The 5,513-nt window shown below is 44.7% G+C and carries 9 protein-coding genes; all 9 read left to right on the top strand.

Annotated features, from left to right (window positions below; all coding sequences use genetic code 11):
* Positions 1–316 (top strand): hypothetical protein (locus tag CS898_RS10300; protein ID WP_143614625.1); only part of this gene is annotated, 316 nt, incomplete at its 5' end.
* 8 nt (positions 317–324) lie between these two features.
* Entirely contained in the window at positions 325–1,311 is a 987-nt protein-coding gene (locus CS898_RS10295; protein WP_000466547.1) for a Minor spike protein, read from the top strand.
* 63 nt (positions 1,312–1,374) lie between these two features.
* Positions 1,375–2,916, top strand: a complete 1,542-nt coding sequence (locus CS898_RS10290; RefSeq protein ID WP_000252566.1) for a replication endonuclease — start codon at positions 1,375–1,377, stop codon at positions 2,914–2,916.
* Positions 2,849–3,001 (top strand): hypothetical protein, encoded by a 153-nt coding sequence (locus CS898_RS10285; RefSeq protein ID WP_435988044.1) that lies wholly within the window; start codon positions 2,849–2,851, stop codon positions 2,999–3,001. The genes CS898_RS10290 and CS898_RS10285 overlap by 68 nt, the downstream gene beginning before the upstream one ends.
* Positions 2,934–3,173: a phage DNA packaging protein C gene (locus tag CS898_RS10280; protein ID WP_016670801.1), complete on the top strand. Its 240-nt coding sequence runs from the start codon at positions 2,934–2,936 to the stop codon at positions 3,171–3,173. The genes CS898_RS10285 and CS898_RS10280 overlap by 68 nt, the downstream gene beginning before the upstream one ends.
* Positions 3,170–3,628, top strand: coding sequence for a scaffolding protein D (locus tag CS898_RS10275; RefSeq protein ID WP_000084700.1), 459 nt, complete (start codon positions 3,170–3,172; stop codon positions 3,626–3,628). Before CS898_RS10280 ends, CS898_RS10275 begins: the two co-directional genes overlap by 4 nt.
* Positions 3,628–3,744 (top strand): phage DNA packaging protein J, encoded by a 117-nt coding sequence (locus CS898_RS10270; RefSeq protein ID WP_000033471.1) that lies wholly within the window; start codon positions 3,628–3,630, stop codon positions 3,742–3,744. The genes CS898_RS10275 and CS898_RS10270 overlap by 1 nt, the downstream gene beginning before the upstream one ends.
* Positions 3,745–3,780: 36 nt before the next feature.
* On the top strand, positions 3,781–5,064 hold the full coding sequence (locus CS898_RS10265) for a major capsid protein (protein ID WP_000065572.1): 1,284 nt from the start codon (positions 3,781–3,783) through the stop codon (positions 5,062–5,064).
* A 110-nt stretch (positions 5,065–5,174) separates the two neighbouring features.
* Positions 5,175–5,513: hypothetical protein (locus CS898_RS10260; protein WP_503169812.1), on the top strand; the 339-nt coding region annotated here is incomplete at its 3' end.

Here is a 5,513-nt window from a genome sequence, read left to right as displayed (position 1 = left end):
GGTTGTTTCTGTTGGTGCTGATATTGCTTTTGATGCCGACCCTAAATTTTTTGCCTGTTTGGTTCGCTTTGAGTCTTCTTCGGTTCCGACTACCCTCCCGACTGCCTATGATGTTTATCCTTTGGATGGTCGCCATGATGGTGGTTATTATACCGTCAAGGACTGTGTGACTATTGACGTCCTTCCCCGTACGCCGGGCAATAATGTTTATGTTGGTTTCATGGTTTGGTCTAACTTTACCGCTACTAAATGCCGCGGATTGGTTTCGCTGAATCAGGTTATTAAAGAGATTATTTGTCTCCAGCCACTTAAGTGAGGTGATTTATGTTTGGTGCTATTGCTGGCGGTATTGCTTCTGCTCTTGCTGGTGGCGCCATGTCTAAATTGTTTGGAGGCGGTCAAAAAGCCGCCTCCGGTGGCATTCAAGGTGATGTGCTTGCTACCGATAACAATACTGTAGGCATGGGTGATGCTGGTATTAAATCTGCCATTCAAGGCTCTAATGTTCCTAACCCTGATGAGGCCGTCCCTAGTTTTGTTTCTGGTGCTATGGCTAAAGCTGGTAAAGGACTTCTTGAAGGTACGTTGCAGGCTGGCACTTCTGCCGTTTCTGATAAGTTGCTTGATTTGGTTGGACTTGGTGGCAAGTCTGCCGCTGATAAAGGAAAGGATACTCGTGATTATCTTGCTGCTGCATTTCCTGAGCTTAATGCTTGGGAGCGTGCTGGTGCTGATGCTTCCTCTGCTGGTATGGTTGACGCCGGATTTGAGAATCAAAAAGAGCTTACTAAAATGCAACTGGACAATCAGAAAGAGATTGCCGAGATGCAAAATGAGACTCAAAAAGAGATTGCTGGCATTCAGTCGGCGACTTCACGCCAGAATACGAAAGACCAGGTATATGCACAAAATGAGATGCTTGCTTATCAACAGAAGGAGTCTACTGCTCGCGTTGCGTCTATTATGGAAAACACCAATCTTTCCAAGCAACAGCAGGTTTCCGAGATTATGCGCCAAATGCTTACTCAAGCTCAAACGGCTGGTCAGTATTTTACCAATGACCAAATCAAAGAAATGACTCGCAAGGTTAGTGCTGAGGTTGACTTAGTTCATCAGCAAACGCAGAATCAGCGGTATGGCTCTTCTCATATTGGCGCTACTGCAAAGGATATTTCTAATGTCGTCACTGATGCTGCTTCTGGTGTGGTTGATATTTTTCATGGTATTGATAAAGCTGTTGCCGATACTTGGAACAATTTCTGGAAAGACGGTAAAGCTGATGGTATTGGCTCTAATTTGTCTAGGAAATAACCGTCAGGATTGACACCCTCCCAATTGTATGTTTTCATGCCTCCAAATCTTGGAGGCTTTTTTATGGTTCGTTCTTATTACCCTTCTGAATGTCACGCTGATTATTTTGACTTTGAGCGTATCGAGGCTCTTAAACCTGCTATTGAGGCTTGTGGCATTTCTACTCTTTCTCAATCCCCAATGCTTGGCTTCCATAAGCAGATGGATAACCGCATCAAGCTCTTGGAAGAGATTCTGTCTTTTCGTATGCAGGGCGTTGAGTTCGATAATGGTGATATGTATGTTGACGGCCATAAGGCTGCTTCTGACGTTCGTGATGAGTTTGTATCTGTTACTGAGAAGTTAATGGATGAATTGGCACAATGCTACAATGTGCTCCCCCAACTTGATATTAATAACACTATAGACCACCGCCCCGAAGGGGACGAAAAATGGTTTTTAGAGAACGAGAAGACGGTTACGCAGTTTTGCCGCAAGCTGGCTGCTGAACGCCCTCTTAAGGATATTCGCGATGAGTATAATTACCCCAAAAAGAAAGGTATTAAGGATGAGTGTTCAAGATTGCTGGAGGCCTCCACTATGAAATCGCGTAGAGGCTTTGCTATTCAGCGTTTGATGAATGCAATGCGACAGGCTCATGCTGATGGTTGGTTTATCGTTTTTGACACTCTCACGTTGGCTGACGACCGATTAGAGGCGTTTTATGATAATCCCAATGCTTTGCGTGACTATTTTCGTGATATTGGTCGTATGGTTCTTGCTGCCGAGGGTCGCAAGGCTAATGATTCACACGCCGACTGCTATCAGTATTTTTGTGTGCCTGAGTATGGTACAGCTAATGGCCGTCTTCATTTCCATGCGGTGCACTTTATGCGGACACTTCCTACAGGTAGCGTTGACCCTAATTTTGGTCGTCGGGTACGCAATCGCCGCCAGTTAAATAGCTTGCAAAATACGTGGCCTTATGGTTACAGTATGCCCATCGCAGTTCGCTACACGCAGGACGCTTTTTCACGTTCTGGTTGGTTGTGGCCTGTTGATGCTAAAGGTGAGCCGCTTAAAGCTACCAGTTATATGGCTGTTGGTTTCTATGTGGCTAAATACGTTAACAAAAAGTCAGATATGGACCTTGCTGCTAAAGGTCTAGGAGCTAAAGAATGGAACAACTCACTAAAAACCAAGCTGTCGCTACTTCCCAAGAAGCTGTTCAGAATCAGAATGAGCCGCAACTTCGGGATGAAAATGCTCACAATGACAAATCTGTCCACGGAGTGCTTAATCCAACTTACCAAGCTGGGTTACGACGCGACGCCGTTCAACCAGATATTGAAGCAGAACGCAAAAAGAGAGATGAGATTGAGGCTGGGAAAAGTTACTGTAGCCGACGTTTTGGCGGCGCAACCTGTGACGACAAATCTGCTCAAATTTATGCGCGCTTCGATAAAAATGATTGGCGTATCCAACCTGCAGAGTTTTATCGCTTCCATGACGCAGAAGTTAACACTTTCGGATATTTCTGATGAGTCGAAAAATTATCTTGATAAAGCAGGAATTACTACTGCTTGTTTACGAATTAAATCGAAGTGGACTGCTGGCGGAAAATGAGAAAATTCGACCTATCCTTGCGCAGCTCGAGAAGCTCTTACTTTGCGACCTTTCGCCATCAACTAACGATTCTGTCAAAAACTGACGCGTTGGATGAGGAGAAGTGGCTTAATATGCTTGGCACGTTCGTCAAGGACTGGTTTAGATATGAGTCACATTTTGTTCATGGTAGAGATTCTCTTGTTGACATTTTAAAAGAGCGTGGATTACTATCTGAGTCCGATGCTGTTCAACCACTAATAGGTAAGAAATCATGAGTCAAGTTACTGAACAATCCGTACGTTTCCAGACCGCTTTGGCCTCTATTAAGCTCATTCAGGCTTCTGCCGTTTTGGATTTAACCGAAGATGATTTCGATTTTCTGACGAGTAACAAAGTTTGGATTGCTACTGACCGCTCTCGTGCTCGTCGCTGCGTTGAGGCTTGCGTTTATGGTACGCTGGACTTTGTAGGATACCCTCGCTTTCCTGCTCCTGTTGAGTTTATTGCTGCCGTCATTGCTTATTATGTTCATCCCGTCAACATTCAAACGGCCTGTCTCATCATGGAAGGCGCTGAATTTACGGAAAACATTATTAATGGCGTCGAGCGTCCGGTTAAAGCCGCTGAATTGTTCGCGTTTACCTTGCGTGTACGCGCAGGAAACACTGACGTTCTTACTGACGCAGAAGAAAACGTGCGTCAAAAATTACGTGCAGAAGGAGTGATGTAATGTCTAAAGGTAAAAAACGTTCTGGCGCTCGCCCTGGTCGTCCGCAGCCGTTGCGAGGTACTAAAGGCAAGCGTAAAGGCGCTCGTCTTTGGTATGTAGGTGGTCAACAATTTTAATTGCAGGGGCTTCGGCCCCTTACTTGAGGATAAATTATGTCTAATATTCAAACTGGCGCCGAGCGTATGCCGCATGACCTTTCCCATCTTGGCTTCCTTGCTGGTCAGATTGGTCGTCTTATTACCATTTCAACTACTCCGGTTATCGCTGGCGACTCCTTCGAGATGGACGCCGTTGGCGCTCTCCGTCTTTCTCCATTGCGTCGTGGCCTTGCTATTGACTCTACTGTAGACATTTTTACTTTTTATGTCCCTCATCGTCACGTTTATGGTGAACAGTGGATTAAGTTCATGAAGGATGGTGTTAATGCCACTCCTCTCCCGACTGTTAACACTACTGGTTATATTGACCATGCCGCTTTTCTTGGCACGATTAACCCTGATACCAATAAAATCCCTAAGCATTTGTTTCAGGGTTATTTGAATATCTATAACAACTATTTTAAAGCGCCGTGGATGCCTGACCGTACCGAGGCTAACCCTAATGAGCTTAATCAAGATGATGCTCGTTATGGTTTCCGTTGCTGCCATCTCAAAAACATTTGGACTGCTCCGCTTCCTCCTGAGACTGAGCTTTCTCGCCAAATGACGACTTCTACCACATCTATTGACATTATGGGTCTGCAAGCTGCTTATGCTAATTTGCATACTGACCAAGAACGTGATTACTTCATGCAGCGTTACCATGATGTTATTTCTTCATTTGGAGGTAAAACCTCTTATGACGCTGACAACCGTCCTTTACTTGTCATGCGCTCTAATCTCTGGGCATCTGGCTATGATGTTGATGGAACTGACCAAACGTCGTTAGGCCAGTTTTCTGGTCGTGTTCAACAGACCTATAAACATTCTGTGCCGCGTTTCTTTGTTCCTGAGCATGGCACTATGTTTACTCTTGCGCTTGTTCGTTTTCCGCCTACTGCGACTAAAGAGATTCAGTACCTTAACGCTAAAGGTGCTTTGACTTATACCGATATTGCTGGCGACCCTGTTTTGTATGGCAACTTGCCGCCGCGTGAAATTTCTATGAAGGATGTTTTCCGTTCTGGTGATTCGTCTAAGAAGTTTAAGATTGCTGAGGGTCAGTGGTATCGTTATGCGCCTTCGTATGTTTCTCCTGCTTATCACCTTCTTGAAGGCTTCCCATTCATTCAGGAACCGCCTTCTGGTGATTTGCAAGAACGCGTACTTATTCGCCACCATGATTATGACCAGTGTTTCCAGTCCGTTCAGTTGTTGCAGTGGAATAGTCAGGTTAAATTTAATGTGACCGTTTATCGCAATCTGCCGACCACTCGCGATTCAATCATGACTTCGTGATAAAAGATTGAGTGTGAGGTTATAACGCCGAAGCGGTAAAAATTTTAATTTTTGCCGCTGAGGGGTTGACCAAGCGAAGCGCGGTAGGTTTTCTGCTTAGGAGTTTAATCATGTTTCAGACTTTTATTTCTCGCCATAATTCAAACTTTTTTTCTGATAAGCTGGTTCTCACTTCTGTTACTCCAGCTTCTTCGGCACCTGTTTTACAGACACCTAAAGCTACATCGTCAACGTTATATTTTGATAGTTTGACGGTTAATGCTGGTAATGGTGGTTTTCTTCATTGCATTCAGATGGATACATCTGTCAACGCCGCTAATCAGGTTGTTTCTGTTGGTGCTGATATTGCTTTTGATGCCGACCCTAAATTTTTTGCCTGTTTGGTTCGCTTTGAGTCTTCTTCGGTTCCGACTACCCTCCCGACTGCCTATGATGTTTATCCTTTGGAT

The organism is Urinicoccus timonensis (assembly GCF_900232945.1).
GTDB lineage: Bacteria > Bacillota > Clostridia > Tissierellales > Peptoniphilaceae > Urinicoccus > Urinicoccus timonensis.
The sequence above is the reverse complement of the archived record's forward strand: the minus strand, read 5'-3'. Positions and strand labels throughout refer to the sequence as shown.

Excerpts from the sequence above, each read along its gene's own strand:
- CS898_RS10265 (WP_000065572.1), top strand. The coding sequence starts at position 3,781 with ATGTCTAATATTCAAACTGGCGCCGAGCGTATGCCGCATGACCTTTCC.
- CS898_RS10295 (WP_000466547.1), top strand. The coding sequence starts at position 325 with ATGTTTGGTGCTATTGCTGGCGGTATTGCTTCTGCTCTTGCTGGTGGC.
- CS898_RS10275 (WP_000084700.1), top strand. The coding sequence starts at position 3,170 with ATGAGTCAAGTTACTGAACAATCCGTACGTTTCCAGACCGCTTTGGCC.
- CS898_RS10290 (WP_000252566.1), top strand. The coding sequence starts at position 1,375 with ATGGTTCGTTCTTATTACCCTTCTGAATGTCACGCTGATTATTTTGAC.
- CS898_RS10270 (WP_000033471.1), top strand. The coding sequence starts at position 3,628 with ATGTCTAAAGGTAAAAAACGTTCTGGCGCTCGCCCTGGTCGTCCGCAG.